This is a genomic window from Ornithinicoccus sp., from assembly GCF_057176825.1.
In genome coordinates, this window is record NZ_CM169976.1 from 1,826,774 (window position 1) to 1,848,639 (window position 21,866).

General features: G+C 70.1%; 18 protein-coding genes and 1 pseudogene. 11 read left to right on the forward strand and 8 right to left on the reverse strand.

The window, feature by feature from the left end; all coding sequences use genetic code 11:
• Positions 1-7 precede the first annotated feature (7 nt).
• The 7 genes from AC1QRC_RS09155 (at position 8) to dnaE (ending at position 10,057) form a co-directional block, all read left to right on the forward strand.
• Complete coding sequence (locus AC1QRC_RS09155) at positions 8-1,138, forward strand: DivIVA domain-containing protein (RefSeq protein WP_484206458.1); 1,131 nt, start codon at positions 8-10, stop codon at positions 1,136-1,138.
• Positions 1,139-1,281: 143 nt separating this feature from the next.
• On the forward strand, positions 1,282-1,707 hold the full coding sequence (locus AC1QRC_RS09160; RefSeq protein ID WP_484206459.1) for a TraR/DksA family transcriptional regulator: 426 nt from the start codon (positions 1,282-1,284) through the stop codon (positions 1,705-1,707).
• Positions 1,680-2,282, forward strand: a complete 603-nt coding sequence (lspA, locus tag AC1QRC_RS09165) for a signal peptidase II (protein ID WP_484206460.1) — start codon at positions 1,680-1,682, stop codon at positions 2,280-2,282. Before AC1QRC_RS09160 ends, lspA begins: the two co-directional genes overlap by 28 nt.
• On the forward strand, positions 2,275-3,204 hold the full coding sequence (locus tag AC1QRC_RS09170) for an RluA family pseudouridine synthase (protein WP_484206461.1): 930 nt from the start codon (positions 2,275-2,277) through the stop codon (positions 3,202-3,204). The genes lspA and AC1QRC_RS09170 overlap by 8 nt, the downstream gene beginning before the upstream one ends.
• A gap of 70 nt (positions 3,205-3,274) precedes the next feature.
• Positions 3,275-5,362: a S9 family peptidase gene (locus tag AC1QRC_RS09175; RefSeq protein ID WP_484206462.1), complete on the forward strand. Its 2,088-nt coding sequence runs from the start codon at positions 3,275-3,277 to the stop codon at positions 5,360-5,362.
• Positions 5,350-5,805 (forward strand): hypothetical protein, encoded by a 456-nt coding sequence (locus tag AC1QRC_RS09180; RefSeq protein WP_484206463.1) that lies wholly within the window; start codon positions 5,350-5,352, stop codon positions 5,803-5,805. Before AC1QRC_RS09175 ends, AC1QRC_RS09180 begins: the two co-directional genes overlap by 13 nt.
• Positions 5,806-5,947: 142 nt before the next feature.
• On the forward strand, positions 5,948-10,057 hold the full coding sequence (gene dnaE / locus AC1QRC_RS09185) for a DNA polymerase III subunit alpha (protein ID WP_484206464.1): 4,110 nt from the start codon (positions 5,948-5,950) through the stop codon (positions 10,055-10,057).
• On the opposite strand, the gene AC1QRC_RS09190 is transcribed toward dnaE, so the two are convergent.
• A complete protein-coding gene (locus tag AC1QRC_RS09190; protein ID WP_484206465.1) occupies positions 10,047-10,826 on the reverse strand; it encodes an LLM class flavin-dependent oxidoreductase in 780 nt (259 codons plus the stop codon). The genes dnaE and AC1QRC_RS09190 overlap by 11 nt on opposite strands.
• Before the next feature lie 61 nt (positions 10,827-10,887).
• Here AC1QRC_RS09190 and AC1QRC_RS09195 point away from each other — a divergent pair, with 61 nt between their 5' ends.
• From AC1QRC_RS09195 to AC1QRC_RS09205, 3 genes are all read left to right on the forward strand, one after another.
• Positions 10,888-13,011, forward strand: a complete 2,124-nt coding sequence (locus AC1QRC_RS09195; protein ID WP_484206466.1) for a S9 family peptidase — start codon at positions 10,888-10,890, stop codon at positions 13,009-13,011.
• A gap of 3 nt (positions 13,012-13,014) precedes the next feature.
• Positions 13,015-13,431, forward strand: a complete 417-nt coding sequence (locus AC1QRC_RS09200; protein WP_484206467.1) for an HIT family protein — start codon at positions 13,015-13,017, stop codon at positions 13,429-13,431.
• A gap of 116 nt (positions 13,432-13,547) precedes the next feature.
• A complete protein-coding gene (locus AC1QRC_RS09205; RefSeq protein WP_484206468.1) occupies positions 13,548-14,000 on the forward strand; it encodes a peptidoglycan-binding domain-containing protein in 453 nt (150 codons plus the stop codon).
• 18 nt (positions 14,001-14,018) lie between these two features.
• Here the strand turns inward: AC1QRC_RS09205 and AC1QRC_RS09210 are convergent, their stop codons facing one another.
• The 7 genes and pseudogenes from AC1QRC_RS09210 to glnA all read right to left on the reverse strand — a co-directional run bounded on the left by AC1QRC_RS09210 (position 14,019) and on the right by glnA (position 21,284).
• Positions 14,019-15,794 carry a DUF2334 domain-containing protein gene (locus AC1QRC_RS09210; RefSeq protein WP_484206469.1) on the reverse strand — a complete coding sequence of 592 codons (1,776 nt, stop codon included), beginning with the start codon at positions 15,792-15,794 and terminating at the stop codon, positions 14,019-14,021.
• Positions 15,795-15,796: 2 nt separating this feature from the next.
• Positions 15,797-17,019 (reverse strand): annotated as a pseudogene (gene wecB / locus AC1QRC_RS09215) (non-hydrolyzing UDP-N-acetylglucosamine 2-epimerase).
• A gap of 17 nt (positions 17,020-17,036) precedes the next feature.
• Entirely contained in the window at positions 17,037-17,672 is a 636-nt protein-coding gene (locus AC1QRC_RS09220; RefSeq protein WP_484206470.1) for a 3-keto-alpha-glucoside-1,2-lyase-like domain-containing protein, read from the reverse strand.
• Positions 17,669-19,021, reverse strand: coding sequence for a glycosyltransferase family 2 protein (locus AC1QRC_RS09225; RefSeq protein WP_484206471.1), 1,353 nt, complete (start codon positions 19,019-19,021; stop codon positions 17,669-17,671). Before AC1QRC_RS09225 ends, AC1QRC_RS09220 begins: the two co-directional genes overlap by 4 nt.
• A gap of 1 nt (position 19,022) precedes the next feature.
• Positions 19,023-19,274: a hypothetical protein gene (locus AC1QRC_RS09230; RefSeq protein ID WP_484206472.1), complete on the reverse strand. Its 252-nt coding sequence runs from the start codon at positions 19,272-19,274 to the stop codon at positions 19,023-19,025.
• A 270-nt stretch (positions 19,275-19,544) separates the two neighbouring features.
• Positions 19,545-19,829: a HigA family addiction module antitoxin gene (locus AC1QRC_RS09235; protein ID WP_484206601.1), complete on the reverse strand. Its 285-nt coding sequence runs from the start codon at positions 19,827-19,829 to the stop codon at positions 19,545-19,547.
• A 30-nt stretch (positions 19,830-19,859) separates the two neighbouring features.
• Positions 19,860-21,284: a type I glutamate--ammonia ligase gene (glnA, locus tag AC1QRC_RS09240; RefSeq protein WP_484206473.1), complete on the reverse strand. Its 1,425-nt coding sequence runs from the start codon at positions 21,282-21,284 to the stop codon at positions 19,860-19,862.
• A gap of 123 nt (positions 21,285-21,407) precedes the next feature.
• On the opposite strand from glnA, the gene AC1QRC_RS09245 reads away from it, so the two are divergent.
• Positions 21,408-21,866, forward strand: a complete 459-nt coding sequence (locus AC1QRC_RS09245; RefSeq protein ID WP_484206474.1) for an RDD family protein — start codon at positions 21,408-21,410, stop codon at positions 21,864-21,866.

Here is a 21,866-nt window from a genome sequence, read left to right on the forward strand (position 1 = left end):
GGTAGACATGGCGCTCACACCCGAAGATGTCATCAAGAAGAGTTTCAAGGCCGCGCACCTCCGGCGCGGCTACGACGAGCGGGAAGTCGACGACTTCCTCGACGACGTCGTCATCGAGCTGCGCCGGCTGATCGCCGAGAACGAGGAGCTCAGCACCCAGCTGGCCGACTGCCGTGCGAGCAAGGGCTACCCCGAGGCGGGCACGGACAAGGCCGCCGGTGGCGAGGCCGTGCCGGCCGCCGCTGCGGTGCCCGAGCTGAGCGAGGACGACCTCGCCGACCTGCGCCAGGAGCGCGACAGCCTCGAGGCCGAGCTGGAGTCGCTGCGCAGCCAGGTCGAGGAGGCCCGCGCCGAGACGCCCGCCGACGACGCGGCACCCGCCGAGGAGACCTTCGCCGCCGCCCAGGACGGCGACGCGATCGACGTGGACGCCGACGGTGGGCTCACCGGTGGCAGCGACGAGCGGGGTGTGCAGGGCACCGGCGACGACACCGACGAGGATGACGCCACCGAGGACGGCGAAAGCGAGTCGGGACAGGCCGTGGCGGCCTTCGCGGCCGGCGGCACCGCCGCTTCGGTGTCCTCCCCGGCTGCCGGCGAGGACCCGACGTCGATCATCGCGCTGGCACAGCGTCTGCACGACGACCACGTCCGGGAGGGCGTCAGCACCAAGGAGCGTTTGGTCACCGAGGGCAACGAGTACCGCGACCGGGTCGTCGGTGAGGCCGACACGCGTGCCAAGGAGCTCGTCGAGCAGGGCCAGGGCACCCACGACGAGCTGGTGCGGACCGGGCAGGAGCAGCACGACGAGCTGGTGCGGACCGGGCAGGAGCAGCACGACGAGCTGGTGCGGACCGGGCAGGAGCAGCACGACGAGCTGGTGCGGACCGGGCAGGAGCAGCACGACGAGCTGGTCTCGACCGGGCAGACCCAGCACGATGACCTGGTGACCCGGGCCAACGAGGAGCGCAGTTCGGTGCTCGCCGACCTGGAGTCCAAGCGCAGCGCGGCCGCAACCAAGATCGAGGAGCTCACCGCCTTCGAGCGTGACTACCGGGGTCGGATGCGCTCCTTCATCGGTGAGCAGCTCAACATTCTGGATCGCGACGGGGACGGCATCCCGGACGCCGCTCAGTAGAGTCCGCGGCGCCCACCTCCACCTGGGGTGGGCGCCGCCGCTCCGGGCCCCGCCACCCCGCTGTCGTTGCAGGTAGGATCCTCACCTATCCTGCGGCGACATGGTGCGCTGCGGGAGGCGCGCCACGACGATGAAGGGGTCACATGGCCAAGAAGGCGGGGTCACGGAAAGTGCTTGAGCACCTGCCCGTGCTTGAGGACGAGGACCCGTGGACCGAGGCCGAGCTGGCCGAGGTCAGAGGGGAGCTGGAGGCAGACCAGCAGCGGCTGCGGGCGGAGGTCGACGAGGCCGAGGCGGAGCTGTCGGAGTTGATGCGCGACTCCGGTGAGGGCGCGGGGGACGACCAGGCGGATGCCGGATCCGCCACCTGGGAACGGGAACACGAGATGTCGCTGACCGCCAACGCGCGGGACCTGCTCGAGCAGACCACCCACGCGCTGGACCGGATCGACAGTGAGGACTACGGGCTCTGCGAGTCCTGCGGCAACCCGGTGGGCAAGATGCGGCTGATGGCGTTCCCCCGTGCGACCCTGTGCATGACATGCAAACAGAAGCAGGAAAGACGCTGAGCACCGGACCCGACCCTGCCGTGGGGGCCGGTGCGCCACCGAGCCACCGGCCACGGCTCTTCTGGCTGGTGCTCGGGGTGGCCGCCGTCTGGGTCGCGCTCGACCAGCTCACCAAGTACCTCGCCGAGCAACACCTCACCCTGGGTGCGCCCGTGCCGCTGGTCGGCGAACTGTTGCAGTTGCGCCTGATCTACAACTCGGGGGCGGCGTTCTCGATGGCGACCGGGGCGACCGGGCTGCTCACCATCCTGGCCGTGTCCGTGGTTACCTACATCATCTGGTCGGCCCGGCGACTGGGCAGCGTGGGCTGGGCCTGGGGTCTGGCGCTGCTCCTGGGCGGGGCCACCGGCAACCTGATCGACCGGCTGTTCCGCCAGCCGAGCTTCGGCCAGGGGCACGTCGTGGACTTCCTCGCGCTGCCCAACTTCCCGATCTTCAACGTCGCGGACATCGGCATCACGTCCGCCGCGGTGCTCATCGGGTGGCAGGCGCTGCGCGGCGTGGGCCCGGACGGCAGCCGCGCCGGCAAGCACCGCGAGGAGCCGGACGAGGCCGGCGGTGACTCCGATGACTGAGGTCCGCGCTCTCCCGGTCCCGGAGGGATTGGAGGGGGAGCGGGTCGACTCTGCCATCGCCCGGATGCTGGGGCTGTCCCGCAGTCGTGCCGCGGACCTGGCCGCGGAGGGGCATGTCACGGTGGACGGTGCCGTCGTGGGCAAGTCCGAGCGGGTCCAGGCCGGGGCCTGGCTGGAGGTGAGCCTCCCACCCGTCCGGGTGGCTGAGGAGCTCCAGGTGCGTGCCGAGCCGGTCCCGGGCATGCGCATCGTGCACGACGACACCGAGATGGTGGTGGTCGACAAGCCTGCCTTCGTGGCCGCGCACCCCAGCGTCGGCTGGACCGGACCCACCGTCGTCGGGGGGCTGGCCGCGGCCGGCTACCGCATCTCCACCTCCGGTGCGCCGGAGCGGCAGGGCATCGTGCAACGTCTCGACGTCGGCACCAGCGGGCTGATGGTCGTCGCCAAGTCCGAGCGCGCCTACACGATCCTCAAGCAGGCCTTCCGGGACCGGGTGGTGGACAAGACCTACCACACGCTGGTCCAGGGGTTGCCCGACCCGCACGAGGGCACGATCGACGCCCCGATCGGGCGGCACCCGGGGCACGACTACCGGTTCGCCGTGATGACCTCCGGGCGGCACTCGATCACGCACTACACGCTGCTGGAGGCCTACCGGTCGGCTAGCCTCCTGGAGGTGCACCTGGAGACCGGCAGGACGCACCAGATCCGGGTGCACTTCTCGGCCCTGCGGCACCCGTGTGCCGGGGACCTCACCTACGGCGCCGACCCTGCCCTGGCGAAGCGGCTGGGGCTGGAGCGCCAGTGGCTGCACGCGGTGAAGCTGGGGTTCGAGCACCCCGGAAGCGGGGAGTACGTCGAGTTCGACTCCCCGTACCCCGACGATTTGCGGCACGCGCTCGCGACCATCGGGTCCTGACCCGACCCGGGGGGCTCGGGCGCCCGCACCTGCCGGCTCCACGGCATACCGGCTGTGTCACTCTGTGGCCATGGCCTCCCTGGACGACACCGCCCTGATCCCGCGCGACGCCCTGTTCGGCAACCCCGAGCGGGCCCTGGTGCAGCTGAGCCCGGACGGGCAGTACCTGAGCTGGGTGGCGCCCCTCGACGGCGTGCTCAACGTCTGGGTGGCCCCGGCCGACGACCTGTCGGCGGCCCGTGCGGTGACCCGGGACACGGGGCGAGGGGTCCGGGTCTACACGTGGACGTACCGGCCCGGTGTCCTCCTCTACCAGCAGGACACCGGTGGCGACGAGGACTACCACCTGTACCTGGTCGACGTGGACGGCGATCCCGAGCAGGCCCGGGACCTGACCCCGTACGAGGACACCCTGGCCCAGATCGTCGAGGTCAGCCACCGCCACCCCGGGGCCGTGGTCGTCGGGATCAATGACCGGGACCCCCAGTGGCACGACCTGTACCGGATCGACCTGGCCACCGGGGAGCGGACCCTGCTGGAGGAGAACACGCAGGAGATCGCCGGCTACCTCGTCGACGCCGACTACGCGATGCGGACGGCGCTGCGCTCGCGACCGGATGGCGGGATGGACGTGCTGAGCCGCGTCGGCGACGGCTGGGAGGTCACCGACCTGATCCCGTTCGAGGACGCGATGAGCACGGCACCGCTCGCCCTGACCGAGGACGGGTCGACGCTGTACCTGTTGGACTCCCGGGGGCGGAACACCACCGGCCTGTATGCCGTGTCCACCGCGGACGGGCAGCGCACCCTGGTGCACGAGGACGAGCGTGCCGACGTGGCCGACCTGCTGGCCCACCCCCGGACCGGCCGGGTGGAGGCCGTGGGCGTGACCTACCTGCGCCGGGAATGGGCGGTCGTGGACGAGGCGGTGCGGGCCGACCTCGAGCGTCTCGCGGACCTCGGACCGGGGGAGGCCGAGGTCACCAGCCGCACCCTCGACGACCGGCGCTGGGTGGTGGCCTACTCCGCGGCCGAGGCGCCGCTGGTCTACTTCCGCTACGACCGGGACAGCGGCGAGCTGACCGAACTGTTCCGGGGCCGGCCCGCCCTGGAGGGTGCGCCGCTGGTGCCGATGTCCCCGGTGGAGATCGCCGCCCGGGACGGGCGGACTCTGGTGAGCTACCTGAGTGTGCCGGCGCACGTGGCCGGAGGCGGCCCGGAAGGGCTGCCGGCGGAGCCGGTGCCCATGGTGTTGCTGGTCCACGGCGGGCCCTGGGCCCGAGACGGGTACGGCTACGACGGGTGGACGCAGTGGTTAACCAACCGCGGCTATGCAGTGCTGCAGGTCAACTTCCGCGGCTCGACCGGCTTCGGCAAGGAGTTCACGAACGCCGGCGACGGCCAATGGGGCGCCGCGATGCACGACGACCTGATCGATGCCGTCGAGTGGGCGGTGGCGCGCGGGGTGACCCGGGCCGAGACGGTCGGGATCATGGGCGGCAGCTATGGCGGATACGCCACCCTGGCCGGGCTCACCGTCGACCCCCGAGACGTTCGCCTGCGGCGTCGACATCGTGGGCCCGTCCAACCTGGAGACCCTGCTGGCCACGGTGCCGCCCTACTGGGCCGCCTTCTTCGAGCAACTCGCCCGCCGGGTCGGGCGACCCGCGCACCGAGGAGGGCCGCGCCCAGCTGGTGCGAGGGCTCGCCGCTGACCCACGCCGACCGGATCGTGCGGCCGCTGCTCATCGGCGCAGGGTGCCAACGACCCGCGGGTCAAGCAGGCCGAGAGCGACCAGATCGTCACGGCGATGACGGACAAGGACATCCCGGTCACCTACGTCCTCTTCCCCGACGAGGGCCACGGCTTCGCCCGGCCCGAGAACAACAAGGCCTTCACGGCCGTCGCCGAGGGCTTCCTCGCCGCCCACCTCGGCGGCCGCGCAGAGCCGATCGGGGACGACCTGGTCGGCTCCAGCCTGACCGTCCCCACCGGTGCCGACGGCGTCGCCGGCCTCCCCGAGGCCCTGGCCGGCCACGACCCGGTCCTCCGCGCCTGACACCGGCCGGCGCCGGTCCCGCCGATCGACCGCGTGCGGGCCGCTGCGAGCTTCGCTACCGTGGCCGGACCGAGGAGGGACTGCCATGGGACTGCTAGACAAGCTGAAGGGCAAGGACGAGGAACCGGTCGACCGGGCCACGGAGGACCTGGCTCGCTACCGCTACCTGGTGCGCACCGCTCCGCTGGAGGTGCTGCGCAGGTGCGTCGGGGAGGCCCGGGCGCCGGAGAGTGGAATCGCAGAGTTGTCGGCCGCGCTGGCCACGGTGCCGGAATCTCAGGACATCACGGCGCAGGCCGACGAGGAGGTTCGGGAGCGACTGCTCAGGGCCGTGGCGCCGGAGGGCGACGGGGCCGCGACCGCGGGAGCCGTCGTGCGCACGATGTCGGCGAGCGCGGCGCTGAGCGGATTCCTGCACAGCCCTGAGGCGCAGGAAGTCGGCCTCCAGGCCCCACCGGATGCCGCGACGAACGCTGACGCGGAGGGGGAGGACCCCCGGATCAAGGGAATCAGCGGGTTCGGTGGCGGGCGGTTCGGCTGACGGGCCCGGCGGGGGACCGGGCTGGTCCTGACGGCCGTTCCCGACACGCCGGGGTGGCGTCCCGGGCCCCTGGCCTGCGGTGCCGTGAGGAGCCTGTGACCGCTCGCCGGGACTGTCCCCGCGGCAACCTATGATCGACCCGATGTCAGTCACCGCCCCGCCCCCGGACCAGAACTTCGTGCACCTGCACAACCACACGGAGTACTCGATGCTCGACGGTGCCGCGCGCATCGAGGACATGTTCGCCAGGGCGGCGGAGCTCGGTATGCCGGCCATCGCCACGACCGACCACGGGTTCATCTTCGGTGCCCACGAGTTCTGGCGGACCGGCAAGAAGTATGACGTCAAGCCGATCATCGGCCTCGAGGCCTACATCACGCCGGGCACCCACCGGACCGACAAGACCCGGGTGAAGTACGCCGACGGCGGGCGGGACGACGTCTCCGGTGGCGGTGCCTACACGCACATGACGATGCTGGCCCGCAACAACAACGGGATGCACAACCTGTTCCGGCTCGCCTCCCTGGCCTCGCTCGAGGGCTACTACTTCAAGCCCCGGATGGACCGCGAGCTGCTGGAGACCTACGGCCAGGGACTGATCGCCACCACGGGGTGCCCGTCGGGCGAGGTGCAGACCCGCCTGCGGCTGGGGCAGTATGCCGAGGCGCGGCAGGCCGCGGCGGAGCTGCGGGACATCTTCGGACCCGAGAACTTCTACTGCGAGCTGATGGACCACGGCATCGACATCGAGCGTCGGACCCGTCAGGACCTGCTGAGACTGGCCAAGGACCTGGGCCTCCCGTTGTTGGCGACGAACGACCTGCACTACACCCACCGGGAGGACGCCAAGAGCCACGCCGCGCTGCTGTGCGTGCAGTCTGCCTCGACGCTGCAGGACCCGAACCGGTTCAAGTTCGACGGCGACGGCTACTACCTCAAGACCGCCGCCGAGATGCGTGAGGTGTGGCGCGAGCTGCCGGAGGCCTGTGACAACACGCTGCTGGTGGCCGAGCGGTGCGAGGTCTCGTTCACCGAGGGCGAGGGGCGCTACATGCCGCGCTTCCCCTGCCCGGAGGGCGAGGACGAGACCAGCTGGTTCATCAAGGAGGTCGAGTCCGGCCTGCGACGGCGCTTCCCCGAGGGAGTACCCGACTACGCCAGCAAGCAGGCGGCCTACGAGACCGAGGTGATCGTTGGGAAGGGCTACCCGGGATACTTCCTCGTCGTCGCCGACTTCATCAACTGGGCCAAGCAGCAGGGCATCCGGGTCGGCCCCGGGCGAGGCTCGGGTGCCGGCTCGATGTGCGCCTACGCGATGGGCATCACCGATCTCGACCCCATCCCGCACGGGCTGATCTTCGAGCGGTTCCTCAACCCCGAGCGTATGTCGATGCCCGACTTCGACGTCGACTTCGACGACCGGCGCCGCGGCGAGGTCATCAAGTACGTCACCGAGAAGTACGGCGACGAGCGCGTGGCGATGATCGTCACCTACGGCACGCTCAAGGCCAAGGCGGCGCTGAAGGACTCGGCCCGGGTGATGGGCTTCCCGTTCGCCATGGGGGAGAAGCTCACCAAGGCGATGCCGCCGGCGGTGATGGGCAAGGACATCCCGCTGTCGGCCATCCACGACGAGAGCCACCCGCGGTATGCCGAGGCCGGTGAGTTCCGCGAGCTGCTGCAGACGGACCAGGAGGCGGCCCAGGTCTTCGAGACGGCCAAGGGGCTGGAGGGGCTGAAGCGCCAGTGGGGCGTGCACGCGGCCGGCGTGATCATGTCCAGCGAGCCCCTCATGGACGTCATCCCGATCATGCGCCGCGACCAGGACGGCCAGATCATCACCCAGTTCGACTACCCCACGTGCGAGACGCTCGGGCTGGTCAAGATGGACTTCCTGGGTCTGCGCAACCTGACCATCCTGGACGACGCCATCGCCAACGTGCGGATGAACCGGGACCAGGACGTCGACCTGGACGCCCTGTCCAAGGAGCTGACCGACAAGGCCACCTACGAGTTGCTGTCACGGGGCGACACCCTGGGCGTCTTCCAGCTGGACGGCAACGGCATGCGCCAGTTGCTGCGCCAGATGCAGCCGGACAACTTCGAGGACATCTCGGCGGCGCTCGCGCTCTACCGCCCCGGCCCGATGGGCGTGAATGCCCACACCAACTTCGCGCTGCGCAAGAACGGCAAGCAGGAGACCACCCCGCTGGACCCGCAACTCAAGGGGAAGTTGCAGCCGGAGATGGAGGCGGCGCTGGGTCCGATCCTGGGCGACACCTACGGCCTCTGCGTCGCAGGGGAAACGTTGATCACCGACGCCGACACGGGAGAGCGCGTCAGGGTCGACGAGTTGGCTGATCGCGTGGAGCAGGGGTTCTTCACCTTCGGTGTGGACGCGCGCGGCGACGTCGTCCGCCGCAGGGTGACCCACTGGTGGCAGATGCCGCCCAAGCCCGTACTGACCGTGCGGACGGCGTCGGGTCAGGAGCTACGGCTGTCCGCCGACCACAAGGTGCTGACCTGTCGGGGGTGGATCCCCGCCGGCGACCTCATCCCGGAGACGGATCGGATCGCCCGACCACGGGGTGGCCAACCCCAGCAGCGGCAGTCTATCGACCGCGTACTGCGTGAGGCCGGGGCAGCCGCGAGGAGCCGCTCACCCCTACCGGTGGGATTGCCCGACCACATCGACGTGGATCCCGACGCGTTGGACTGGACGACTGTCCGGGAGATCACCGAAGGTGCCGCCGAGCCGGTCTACGACATCACGGTCGACGACGTCCACAACTTCGTGTCCAACGGGTTGGTCCTGTCGAACTGCGTGTACCAGGAGCAGGTCATGGCCATCGCGCAGCAGTTGGCGGGCTACACGCTCGGCAACGCGGACCTGCTCCGCCGGGCGATGGGCAAGAAGAAGAAGGAGGTCCTCGACGCCGAGTACATCCCGTTCAGCGAGGGGATGAAGAAGCAGGGCTTCAACGAGGCCTCCGTCGCCGCGTTGTGGAACGTCCTCGTGCCGTTCTCCGACTACGCGTTCAACAAGGCGCACACCGCGGCATACGGGCTGGTGTCCTACTGGACCGCCTACCTCAAGGCGAACTACCCGGCGGAGTACATGGCCGCCCTGCTCACTAGCGTCCGGGACGACAAGGACAAGACGGCCCTCTACCTCAACGAGTGCCGTCGGATGCGCATCGCGGTGCTGCCGCCGGACGTCAACGAGTCGGTCGCGAACTTCGCCGCGGTCGGCACCGACATCCGGTTCGGCCTGGCCGCCATCCGCAACGTGGGGCGCAACGTGGTCGAGGCGATCGTGCGCACCCGCGAGGAGAAGGGCAAGTTCACCTCCTTCGAGGACTTCCTGCGCAAGTGCCCGGCCGTGGTCTGCAACAAGCGGACCATCGAGTCGCTGATCAAGGGCGGCGCGTTCGGTGAGCTGGGGCAGACCCGGCAGGGCCTGGTGACGATCCACGAGCGGTATGTCGACGCGCTGGCCGAGGAGAAGAAGCAGGAGGCGGTCGGTCAGGACAGTCTCTTTGGTGGCTTCGGGATGGGCGACGAGGACGACAGTGTCCAGCTGATCGCGCTGCCGCCGGTGCCGGAGATCGAGTGGGACAAGCAGGTGCTGTTGGCCTTCGAGCGGGAGATGCTGGGTCTCTACGTCTCCGATCACCCGCTGAACGGCATCGAGCACATCCTGTCCCAGCACGCCGACACCTCCATCGGACGGTTGCTCCAGGAGGACGGTCCCCAGGACGGTGAGTTCGTCACCATCGCCGGTCTCATCACCGGCCTGCAGCTCAAGCGCACCAAGAACGGCGACCCGTACGCACGGGTCATGGTGGAGGACATGGACGGCTCGGTGGAGTGCGTCTTCTTCCCCAAGGCCTACCTGACGGTTTCCACGATGCTGGCCACGGACACCGTCTGCGTGCTGCGGGGCCGGTTGAAGAAGAGCGAGGACACCACGGAGATCCTGGCCCAGGACCTGACCCTCCCGGAGATCAAGGAGGGCCCTCGCGGGCCGGTGATCGTGAGCCTGCCGCTGACCCGGGTGACCGACGGGCTGGCGCAGCAACTCAGGGGGGTGCTGGCCACCCACCCGGGCGCCACAGAGGTGCACGTGAAGCTGATGCAGCCGGGGCGGGCCGTGCTGATGCGGCTGGACGACTCGCTGCGGGTCACCGCCTCCCCCGAGCTGTTCGGGGAGCTCAAGGCGCTGCTCGGGTCGGCAGCCGTCAGCAACTGAGCCTGCGACGGATCGACCCGACCCAGTCGTCATCCGTCTTCGGGTTGGCCGACAGCACCAGCCAGGTCGCGCCGGCCTCGGCATACTCCTGCGGCGGGACCCCGTCGACCCAGTGGGCCACGACGTCCCAGCCTGCGGGCGCGGGCTCCTCCACCCGCGCCAGGTATGCCGAGAGCTCGGCGGGCAGCGCCGTCTCACCGGAGCCGATGGGCACCACACCGTCCCAGCGCCGCGCGCGCCGCAACGGACGCAGGTTCGGCATCACTCCGGCGACCCAGATCGGCGGCCGGGGCCGTTGGACGGGGCGCGGCACGAAGTCGGCCCGCACCTCGTAGTGCTCGCCGCTGAAGTCGGTGGGACCGGCCCACAACCGGTCGATGACCTCCAGCCCCTCGTCGAGCATGGCCGCCCGCACCCGGGGATCGGCCTCGTCACCCAGGTCGGCGAAGTCCTTGTCTGCTGGCGCACCGAGGCCGACACCGAGGACGGCGCGGCCACCGCTGAGGTGATCCAGCGTCATCAGCTGCTTGGCCACGACCCACGGGCGGCGGCGCGACAGCGGCGTGACCAGGGTGCCCAGCAGCACCCGCTCGGTCCGCGCGGCCGCGGCGCCGAGCAGCACCCACGGGTCGTGGGCCTCGACCGGGTGGCTCCACTGCAGGTGGTCCCACAGGAACACTCCGTCCCACCCCGCCTGTTCGGCCTCCACGGCCAACCCCAGCACGGTGGCGGTGTCGGCGAACGGGGGGATGCTGACGGCATACCTCATGGCGGCCAGCCTAGGGTCGGGCGGCTCCGGCAACGGGGCGCAGGGAACGTATCGTGGAGCGGTGACCGACCAGAAGCAGCGCCTCACCCCGCCCGTCGCCGCCCGCGTGGAGCACCTGCGCACCCACCACGGCGAGACGGTGACCGACCCGTACGAGTGGCTCCGCGACAAGGAGGACCCGCAGGTCATCGCGCACCTGGAGGCCGAGAACGCCTACACCGAGGCGATGACGCCGCACCTGGCCGACCTCACCGAGGCCGTCTTCGGCGAGATCAAGGGCCGCACCCAGGAGACCGACCTGTCGGTGCCGGTGCGCGACAAGGAGTGGTGGTACTACGCGCGCACCGTTGAGGGCCAGCAGTACCCGATCCAGGCCAGGATCTCGGTCGCCAACAGCCCCGAACGTCCCGTGCTCGACCCCGCGACCGTCCCCGACGGTGAGCAGGTGCTGCTCGACGGCAACGTGGAGGCCCAGGGCCAGGAGTTCTTCGCCCTCGGCGCCTTCGAGGTCTCCTACGCCGGGGACCGCCTCGCGTATGCCGTGGACACCTCCGGCGACGAGCGGTTCGACCTGGTCGTCAGGGACCTGGCGACGGGGGAGACGTTGGAGGACTCGGTCACTGGCATCGGGTATGGCGTGGCGTGGGACGCGCAGGGACGGCACCTGTTCTACACGCGGGTCGACGAGGCGTGGCGGCCCTACCAGGTGTGGCGGCACGAGGTGGGCGCCGACCCGGTGGAGGACGTCCTCGTCTTCCAGGAGGACGACGAGCGGTTCTGGATGGGGCTGGACGTCTCCCGGGACGAGCGGTTCATCCTGATCGGCGTCGGCACCAAGAACACGACGGAGTACCGCATCCTGGCCACCGACGACCCGACCGGCGAGTTCCGGGTGATCGCCCCCCGCGAGGAGGGCGTGGAGTACGACGTCGAGCCGGCCGGCGACACCCTGTGGGTGCTGCACAACCGGGCCCACAAGGAGGCCGAGCTGGCCCGGGCGCCGCTGGACAGCACCTCACCCGAGGACTGGCAGACGGTGATCCCCGGCCAGGACGGTGTCCGGCTGCTCGGGGTGGACGCGTTCGCCTCCCACCTGGTCCTGTCGCTGCGGCGGGACGGGCTGGCGCAGGTCGAGGTCTTCCCGCTGGAGCAAGGCTCCGGGACCGGGCTGGGCAAACCCTTCTCGGTCGACGCGGGGGAGGAGCTCTACACCGTCGGTGTCGGCGCCAACCCCAGCTTCGAGACCGACACCCTCCAGGTGGTCATCGGCTCCCTGGTGACTCCCCGGTCGATCTTCGAGGTGGACCTGGCCACCGGCGAGCGGACCCTGCTCAAGCAGCAGCCGGTGCTCGGCGGCTACGAGCCGGCGGACTACGTGCAGCACCGGCTGTGGGCCACGGCGCAGGACGGCGCCCGGATCCCCATCTCCCTGGTCGCCCGCAAGGACGTCACCCCCGACGGCACCGCCCCGGGGCTGCTCTACGGCTACGGCTCCTACGAGATCTCGATCGACCCGGCGTTCTCGGTCTCGCGGCTGTCCTACCTGGACCGCGGCGTGGTGTTTGCCATCGCGCACATCCGCGGCGGCGGGGAGATGGGGCGTGACTGGTACGAGCAGGGGCGCATGGAGCACAAGCAGAACACCTTCACCGACTTCGTTGCGTGCGCCGACCATCTGGTGGAGACCGGGTGGGTGGCCCCGGACCGGCTGGCGGCGGAGGGCCGGTCGGCAGGCGGACTCCTCATGGGAGCGGTGCTCAACCTGGCGCCGGAGAAATTCCGGGCGGTGCACGCCGGCGTGCCGTTTGTGGACGCGCTGACCACGATCCTGGACCCGAGCCTGCCGCTGACCGTCGGGGAGTGGGAGGAGTGGGGCAACCCCGTGGAGTCCCCCGACATCTACGCGCTCATGCGGTCCTACACCCCGTACGAGAACATCCGGGAGGTGCCCTACCCGGCCATCCTGGCCACGACCGGCCTGAACGACACCCGCGTCTACTACGTGGAGCCCGCCAAGTGGGTGGCCCGGCTCCGGGAGACCGTGGCCAACGACCCCGTGGAACGGCCGATCCTGCTCAAGACCGAGATGGTGGCCGGGCACGGCGGCAAGACCGGCCGTTACGACGCGTGGCGCGAGACCGCCTTCGAGATCGCCTTCGTGCTGGACCAGCTCGGGGCGCGCTGACCCGTGAGCTGCACGTTCTGCGACATCGTCGCCGGCGCCGAGCCGGCGGAGGTCGTGCTGGACACCGACGACGTCCTCGCGTTCCTCGACCGGCGGCCGGTGTTCAAGGGACATGTCCTGGTGGTGCCGCGGGAGCACCACGGCACCATCACGGACCTGCCGCCGGCCGCGCTGGGCTCGCTCTTCGCAGCCGTGCAGCGCGTGGCCGCGGCCCTTCCCGAGGGGCTCGGGGCGGGCGGGACGTTCGTGGCGGTCAACAACGTCGTCAGTCAGTCGGTCCCCCACGTGCATGTGCACGTGGTGCCGCGCACGAAGGGCGACGGGCTCCGGGGCTTCTTCTGGCCGCGCACCCGGTATGCGGACCAGGCCGAGGCCGCGGGCTACGCGGCGCGGATCGCGGCTGCCCTGACGGCCCCGTAGGACCTGCCCCCGGGCACGCACGCGGGGTCTGGTGTTGGCGCGGGGTCCTTGCTACGGTGACGGATCGGACCACAGGGGCTCGCACGGGGTGGGACAGGGTCCGGGAGGGGAAGATCATGACGAAAGCACCTGCTGACACCTGCACCGACCGCGGGACCGACACCGAGATGGACCCCGCGGCCTCGTGGCCGACCCTGCGCCAGGGCGCCCGGGGACGCAACGTGACCACGTTGCAGGCCCTGCTGCGCTCACACGGGTACGTGCTGGACGTGGACGGCGTCTTCGGCTCGGGGACCAAGTCCCGGGTGATGGCGTTCCAGTCCAACCGCGGCCTGAGCGTCGACGGGGTCGTCGGCGCCCAGACCTGGACGTCGGCCACACCCGGCACGGTGGCCAAGCGCGGCAACACCGGGTGGCGCTCTCGGGCGGCCAATGCCCAGGTCGGGATGACCTCCCAGACCTTCGGCGCGAGCTCGGAGTCCGCGTGGAAGTCGCTGCAGCGCAGCCTCGGCCTGTCCGCCGACGGCGTGTGTGGCCGGGAGTCCCTGCGCCGCGCGCTGCTGCGCTGAGGCCCCCGGCCACCCCGCCTACGGCAGTTCGTCCGCCGGGACGAAGGTGTAGCCCAGCTCCTCGACGCCGGTGACCACCTCGTCGAGGTACTCCGTCTCCAGGAACGGGTGGAAGAAGAAGCTGGCGGTCGACTCCCGGACGGCCAGGTTGCGCCGTGCGTTGTCGACGAGGAACTCCGGGGGCCGCGCCGGGTGGTTGTTCTGCATGTGCTCGGTCACGTTGCCCAGGTTCTCCGGCAGCACCGTGGTGCCATAGACGTCGTGCACCCGGTAGGGGAAGAACTGGGTGAACGAGGGGTGCTGCTCGAAGGTCTCCCCGGTGGTCATCCCCGCGAAGTACATGCCGCGCTCATACCGCGCGCCGTAGGAGGCACCGATGGCGTCGTAGGCGTTGGGGGAGGCGGCGTAGTGGGGCACCTCGAAGATCTCGGGCTCGCCCAGGCCCGCCTCCACCATGACGCGTCGGCCCTCCTCCAGACGTGCCGCGTGGTCCTCGACGGCATCGCGGCTCACGGGGCCGGTCAACCGCACCCACGAGGTCTGGACGCACGGCTCGAGGTCGTAGGGCGGCTCCTCGGTGGCGCTGCAGTAGGCCCGGTAGAACTCGTAGTCGGCGCCGGTGGCCCCGTTGTAGGGATTGTCGATGTCGCCGTACTGGTGGCTCGTGCCGTGCTGGATCAATGTCCCGCCGCGCTCCTGCATGTACGTCAGCGCCTCGACGACCTTGGGGCGGTCGAGCAGGCTGATGCCGTAGAAGCGGGTGGGGTCGGCATCGGGCACGGTCGCGATGTGCACCGGCATGACGGCGACCTGGAACGGGATGCCCCGCTCGTGCAGGAAGTCCGCGATCCGGCGCAGGTCCCTCGGGTCGGCCTCGGGCCCGACGTCCTCCAGGCGCACCGCCGCGGCCCGCACCGGCTCGGTCTCGGGGGCGAGCAGATCGTAGTAGAGGTCGGCGAAGGCCAGGTACCGGCTGTTCTCGTCCATGAAGTCGAACGGGACCTCACCGACATACGTCAGGTTGGCCGACCGGATCGCCCAGGGAAACTCCGTCCCCTCGGCCCCGGAGCACTCCCGCGCCTCGGTCGGCGTGCCACACAGCGCCGTGCCGAGCACCTCCACCGCGTCGGGGTCGTGGACGGCGGGGAGCACGAGGTGGCCCGCGATCCGCTTGTCCCGCACCAGTGCCGTGTCGCGGTACTCGATCGTGGTGACCGTGTCCGCGGCGTTGAGCAGCGAGGCCGACGGGTCCCAGCCGTAGGCGGCGACGAACTCCTGCGCCTCGTCACTGCCGTGGACCCCGGCGAGCTCGCGGACGTTGGCCCCAGCCCACAGGACCGGGGTGTCCCCCTCGCGGACGTCCTCGGCGAGAGCATGCGGGATTTCCTCCGCGTAGTTCGTGCCCACGTAGACGAGGGCGTCGAACTGCTCGATCTGGCCCGCGGTGTAGTCACCCACCGGACTGAGTTCGACCGTGCCGAAGTGGGTGGCGAGGTTGGCCGCTGCCAAGCCGTCCATCTCGGCGTTCGCCCGGGTGGCGCCGGACCCGTCGTAGAGCACCAGCGTCCGGGCCGGGCCGTCGCCGCCGAAGGTGGACGGGTAGGTCCTCATCTCAAGGGTGTCCGGGTCCGGGTCGCCGGCCACCGGGTCGACGAAGTCCTGCGTCCAGTCGGAGTTCTCGCCCTGATGGATGGTGTCGTCGGTCAGGCCGAAGACGACCGTGGCCGACAGGACGAGGGCAGCCACGGCGCTGCCGCCAATGGCCAGGCCGGAGAATCGGGACGTGTGCGCCACGGTCAGACTCCTGCTGCCCAGACGGCCGCGGCGCCGCGCAGGCTGACGCGGTCGGTGGGCACGTACTGGGCGTCGAACTCCTCGAGCGGGCTGTCCATCCCGAAGTAGAGCGCCAGGGCCTGCACGGTCCGCACCCCGGCGCGACCGTCGCCGTAGGGGTTGATCGCCATGGCCATCCGGTCGTATGCCGTGCGGTCCTCGATCAGCGTGGTGACCGCCTCGACGACGGCCACCTCTCCGGTGCCGATGAGCTGGGCGGTGCCGGCCCGGACCGCCTCGGGACGCTCGGTCGTGTCGCGCATCACGAGCACGGGCTTGCCCAGGGCCGGTCCCTCCTCCTGCACCCCACCGCTGTCGGTCAGGATGATCGAGGCCCGCGACATCAGCGCGCAGAACTCCGGGTAGGGCAGCGGCTCGGTGACCAGGACGTTCTCCAGGTCCGCCACGTAGGGCAGGATCGCCTCCCGGACCAGGGGGTTGCGGTGGGCGGGGAAGACAAAGTCGTGACCGGGGTAGCGGCGGGCCAGGGTGGCCAGTGCCCGGCCGACCTGGTGCAGCGGTTCTCCCCAGGACTCCCGGCGGTGCGCGGTGACCAGCACGACGTCCCGGTCGCTGTCCAGGCGGCGGGCGAGATCGGCGTCGGAGAACTGCGGGTTGCCGGCCAGGGTCAGGAACAGCGCGTCGATGACCGAGTTCCCGGTGACCACGACCCGGTCCGGGTCCACGCCCTCGGCCAGCAGGTTGTCCCGGCTGGAGGAGGTGGGCGCGAGGTGCACCTCGGACAGGTGCGTGGTGAGCCGCCGGTTCATCTCCTCGGGGAACGGGGACCGGGGGTTGCCGGTCCGCAGGAGGCGGCCAGCGCCGCGACGAAGGTCGTCGACGTGTCGCCCTGCACCAGGACCGCGTCGGGACGGTCGGCCTCCAGGACCTGTCCCATCCCGACCAGCGTCCGGACGGTCACGTCGTGCAGAGTCTGACCGGGGGAGTGGATGTCGAGGTCGTGGTCCGGCACGATGCCGAACGAGCCGTTGACCTGGTCGAGCATCTCGCGGTGCTGCCCGGTGACCACGACCCGCACCTCGAAGCGTGGGTCCTGCTGGAGGGCCACGACCAGCGGGGCCATCTTGATGGCCTCGGGGCGGGTGCCGTAGACGACCATGACGGTGGGCCGGTGAGTGTCGGTCGAGCTGTTCTGGGCAGGCGTGTGCTGCAGGGATGTGCTCATGGGGTTCCTCCTGGAACTCAGCGAGCGGTCTCGCTCACGGAAAGGTTGGTGAATCGGACGCGGGCGTCCTCGGTGTACAGACCGATGGCGCCGTCCGTGTAGGGACGTTCGGTGTCGGTGACGGTGCCCAGCTCGACCCCGTCGACGGAGACAGTCATGCTCCCGGCAGACTGGGTGACCTCGACGCGGTAGTCCTGGCCGATCGGGAAGCGGGGTTCGGTCCCGGTGAGCAGGAACCGCTGGTTGCCCCGGTATGCCGGGTCCTGTTTGGAGATCTCCCACCCGCCGGGCTTGAGGGCCACCGCGTAGAAGTGCTCGGGGTCCTGGTAGTTCCACAGCACCCATGCCACCTCCCACGGGTTCGGCTCCCCGGCCCTGAGCTGCTCCTCGGTGCGTGCTGTGATCGCGAAGGTCGTGTCGGCGGGGTGCTCCTGGGTCGTGACGACCAGGCCTCCGTGGGTCGTCGCGGACGAGGTGGCTTGCTTCGGCTCGAGGACGACCGCGCCGTTCTCCTGCGTGACGGTGCCGTGTCCGTTGAAGACCACGGTCCATCCGTCGCGTCCCTCCCCCTCGGCCCAGGTCCCGGAGCCGGCGCACCCGGCGAGCAGCGCCACCGTGGCCAGCGCGACCGTCCGCAGGCCGAGCCGAGTCATGACGGCCCCCGGGATGCCGTCGCGGGGAGCGTGCTGGAGAGCTCGGGGGTGGCGTCGGATTCCTCGGTCTCCTCCAGCCGGTCGGTCTTGACCCACCCGGTCCGCCCGCGCAGGGTCCGGTACAGCGCCCGCCAGCCCGCGGCATACCAAAGGGCGGCGTAGCCGACGTAGAGGTGGACCAGCCCGAGGGACTTCAGCAGCCCTATCCCGCGGGAGGCCTCGGCCCGGCGATAGATCACCCCCAGGACGAGCATCGGGCCGAAGGCGAATAGGTAGGTGGTGACCCAGACCCAGCTGAACTCCAGGGTCCCGGTGGTGGCGTCGATCCCGAGTTGCACGATCCAGGTGAGGAAGGCCAGCGTGAACAGCGACCCGACCAGGAGCAGGAACGGGCTGGTCAAGTGGTAGTACAGGTCGGCGCGGGCGCGCCCGGACAGCCTGTCCAGCACCCGCGGCACCAGACCCCAGGCCTGCAGGTGGCCCTGGAACCAACGGGTCCGTTGGCGGACCCAGCGGCCTAGCTCGACCAGGCCCTGCTGGTGCACGGCCGCGTGCTGGCAGAAGTCCAGCCGCCACCCGGCGATGAGGAGGCGCACTCCCAGGTCGAGGTCCTCCGACAGGGAGTGGGTCCAGGGTTTCGGGCCCAGGCTGGTCAGGGCGGAGAGCCGGACGAACTGTCCGTTGCCCCCGAGCCCGACGCTCCCGAGCCGGCGTCGGCCCCGCTGGAAGACCTCGGTGTAGAGCACGAACTCGATGTCCTGCATCCGCGCCAGCAGGTTGGTGTGGCGGTTGTTGATCCGCACCCCCACCTGGACGCCGCCCAGCTGCGGGTCGGCGAACTGCGGGAGCACCTCGTGCAGGCTCTGCTCCTCCAGCCGCCCGTCGGCGTCGACGACCACGACGACGGTCGAGTGCGGGTCCGGCACCGGGCCCACCCCACCGTCCAGGATGTGGCGGACCCCGGCGTTCAACGCCTCGCCCTTGCCCTGCCGCGCGACCGGCAGGACCCGCTGCAGCAGGTGCACGCGCGGGTCGTCGAACGACCGCACCACCTCGGCCGTGCCGTCGTCCGACCCGTCGTCGACGACGAGGACCCGCAGCCGGGGGTGCGGCAGGAGCAGGAGCCTGTCCAGGCTGGCCCGCAGCACCGTCTCCTCGTTGAGGCACGGGACCAGGAAGATCACCTCGCACCCCGGGTCCGCCCCCAGGTCGGGCTGCTGGTGCTGGCGCCGGTGCGGATCCCGGTGGGCCAGGACGAGCAGGAGGGAGAGGTAGCCGATGCTGATCACGACGAGCGTGATCGCAAGCATCATCACCAGGTCGATGGCCTGGTCCCCCCAGAGCACCATGTCAGGCTGCCCGGGAGATCTCGGACGGAGCCACTGCCGGCTGGCCGTGTCGGGTCGCGACCCGCAGGCGGTGCGGGGACCACTGGCTCGACAGGCGGTGTCGGCGCTGCGTCGCGGGGACCGACCACAAGGTGAGGGTAAGGGCCATTGACAGCAGGTAGGCCAGGAACAGCATGGCGGCCAGGCGCAGCAGGAGGCGGCCGGAGCCGGCGATCCAGGCCTCCGCGGTCGCGAGCAGTGTCGAATCAGCCATTTCGGGCATGGCAATCACAAGCTTTCAGACGTCGTCACGGTTTGTGTTGGATATGTAACTCGTCTGGGCCACCCCATTGTTAACCCAAGACCAGGTAAAACAACTGCAACGAGGCCCGAGTGACGACGCAGTGTGGGGGGAGGGGGGAGAAGGTGGATCCGCGGTGACGATTCGGTAAGCGGGGGGTCAAGCTGTCAGTCCGCCGCACCCGCACAATGGCCCCTGGCCTGCGCTGATGCGCAGGTCAGGGGCCATTTCAGGGGCTGACTGTCAGCTCGCCACCAGCGTGCTCACCTTGGCAAGTTCGGCGCCGTGGAGGTCGCGCTCGACCTCGAGGTCGTAGTCGGTCTGGATGTTGATCCAGAACCTGTCGTCGACGCCGAACGCCCTCGAGAGTCGCAGGGCGGTGTCGATGGTGATGACACGCTTGCCCCGGACGATCTCGCTGATCCGGGTCTGGGGGAGTCCGGTGGCCTGGGCGAGGCGGTACTGCGTGATGCCCAGCGTCTGTGGGCCAGGGCGTGACGAACGGCGCCTGGCCTGCGAAGTTCGCAGGCCAGGCGCCGTTGCAGTGGTGGGTGCCGATCAGATATCGAAGTACATCTCGAACTCGTGCGGGTGGGGGCGCAGCCGGATCGGGTCGACCTCGTTGTGCCGCTTGTAGTCGATCCACGCGGCGATCAGGTCCTCGGTGAAGACCTCGCCCTCGGTCAGGAAGGCGTGGTCGGCCTCAAGGGCGTCGAGGACGGCGGGCAGGGAGTCGGGCACCTGGGCGATGTCGGCCAGTTCGTCCGGCGGCAGTTCGTACAGGTCCTTGTCGACCGGCTCCGGCGGCTCGATCCGGTTCTTGATGCCGTCCAGGCCAGCCATCAGCTGCGCGGCGAAGGCGAGGTAGGGGTTGGCCGACGGGTCGGGCACCCGGAACTCGACGCGCTTGGCCTTGGGGGAGTTGCCGGTGATCGGGATCCGGACGCAGGCCGAGCGGTTGCGGGCCGAGTAGACCAGGTTCACCGGCGCCTCGAAGCCCGGCACCAGGCGGTGGTAGGAGTTCATCGAGGGGTTGGTGAAGGCCAGCAGCGAGGGGGCGTGCCGGAGCAGGCCGCCGATGTACCAGCGCGCGATGTCGGACAGGCCGCCGTAGCCGGACTCGTCGTAGAAGAGCGGCTCGCCGTCCTTCCACAGGGACTGGTGGGTGTGCATGCCGGACCCGTTGTCACCGAACAGCGGCTTGGGCATGAAGGTCGCGGTCTTGCCGGCGGCCCATGCGCTGTTCTTGATGACGTACTTGAACTTCATCAGGTCATCGCCGGACTGCAGCAGGGTGTTGAAACGGTAGTTGATCTCCTGCTGGCCCGCGGTGCCCACCTCGTGGTGCGAGCGCTCGACCGCCAGGCCAACCTCGGCCAGGCGCAGGCACATGTCGTCGCGGATGTCGGCGAAGTGGTCAACCGGCGGCACCGGGAAGTAGCCACCCTTATAGCGGGTCTTGTATCCCCGGTTGCCGCCCTCCTCGGAGCGGCCCGTGTTCCAGGCGGCCTCGACGGAGTCGATGAAGTAGTAGCCGCCGCTCTGCTTGGTCTCGAAACGGACGTCGTCGAAGACGTAGAACTCGGCCTCGGCGCCGAAGAACGCCGTGTCGGCGATGCCGGTGGACTTCAGGTACTCCTCGGCGCGGGCGGCGATCTGGCGCGGGTCGCGCTCGTAGGGCTCGTCGGTGAACGGGTCCACGATGGAGAAGTTCATCACCAGCGTCTTGTGCTCGCGGAACGGGTCGAGGTAGGCGGTCCGGGGGTCCGGGACCAGCTTCATGTCCGACTCGTGGATTGCCTGGAAGCCGCGGATCGAGGAGCCGTCGAACATCTGCCCCGTCTGGAAGGCGTCCTCGTCGAAGGTGGCGGCCGGCACGTTGAAGTGCTGCATCACCCCCGGGAGGTCACAGAACCGGATATCGATGAACTCGACGCCCTCCTCCTCGATGAAGGAGAGCACCTCCGCTGCGCTGTTGAACATCTGAACTCCTGATTATCGTGGCTGACCGGCCAGGGGGACCGGGTGTCCATGACCCTAGGGTCGGGGCGTTTCCCGGTCGTGACCCATGTGTTTCACCAATGTTTCGCCGGTTACCCTGCGTGGGTGACCGATGCCCAACCCTATCCAGGTGCCGACCTGGGCCTCCCGGAGACGGGCCGCGGGTCGATCGGCACCTTCCAGCGGCGGTTGGGCGGCGTAGTCATCGACTGGGTGCTCTGCCTCCTGATCGCCAACGCCGCGCTGGGGCTGGGCTTCGGCGAGGCCTCCGGCGCCGCCTCGTTCGCACCGCTGGCGGTGTTTGCGCTGGAGAACCTGCTGCTGGTCTCGACTCTGGGGACCACGGTCGGTCACCGGCTCGTCGGGCTGCAGGTGCTGCGCGTGTATGCCGAGCCGGTCCAGACGCCCGCTGGGCCCACCACGGTGGCGGGGGCACCGGGGTTCCTGCGCGGCGGCATACGGACCGTCCTGCTGTGCCTGGCGGTGCCCGCGCTGATCTGGGACGCGAACGGACGCGGGATGCACGATCGGCTGGCGCGCACCGTCATCGTCCGGACCCGCTGA